This is a genomic window from Kitasatospora sp. NPDC018058, assembly GCF_044327205.1.
Taxonomy (GTDB): domain Bacteria; phylum Actinomycetota; class Actinomycetes; order Streptomycetales; family Streptomycetaceae; genus Kitasatospora.
On sequence record NZ_JBIRFA010000007.1, the window covers coordinates 53,853 to 54,336 of the forward strand.

The window sequence follows — 484 nt, forward strand, 5'->3', positions numbered from 1 at the left end:
GTGATGAGGGTGTCGGTGTTGGTGGTGATCGTCGCCGTGGTCGTCCCGAAGGTCACGGTCGCACTTGCGAGGCCGGTGCCCGCGATGGTGAACACGCCACCACCCGCCGGGGTGCTGGTCGCGGGGCTGATTTCCGTAGTCACGACCGGGACGGCCAGGTAGGTCATGGTTCCGCCGGACACCGTGCCACCCGGGGTGGTCACGGTGACGTTGACGGTGGTACTCGGGGTGCCAGCGGGGATGGTGCCGGTGATGAGGGTGTCGGTGTTGGTGGTGATCGTCGCCGTGGTCGTCCCGAAGGTCACGGTCGCACTTGCGAGGCCGGTGCCCGCGATGGTGAACACACCGCCACCCGCCGGGGTGCTGGCCGCGGGGCTGATTTCCGTAGTCACGACCGGCACGGCCACGTAGGTCATGGTTCCGCCGGACACCGTTCCCCCGGGAGTGGTCACGGTGACGGGCACGGTGGTGCCCGCGGTACCGG

Annotated in this window: 1 protein-coding gene; it reads right to left on the reverse strand. The window is 69.2% G+C overall.

Translation table 11 applies throughout. The features are described from left to right. Window positions 1-392 (reverse strand): IPT/TIG domain-containing protein (locus ACH4E7_RS11780; RefSeq protein WP_396248872.1); only part of this gene is annotated, 392 nt, incomplete at its 3' end. Window positions 393-484: the final 92 nt, after the last annotated feature.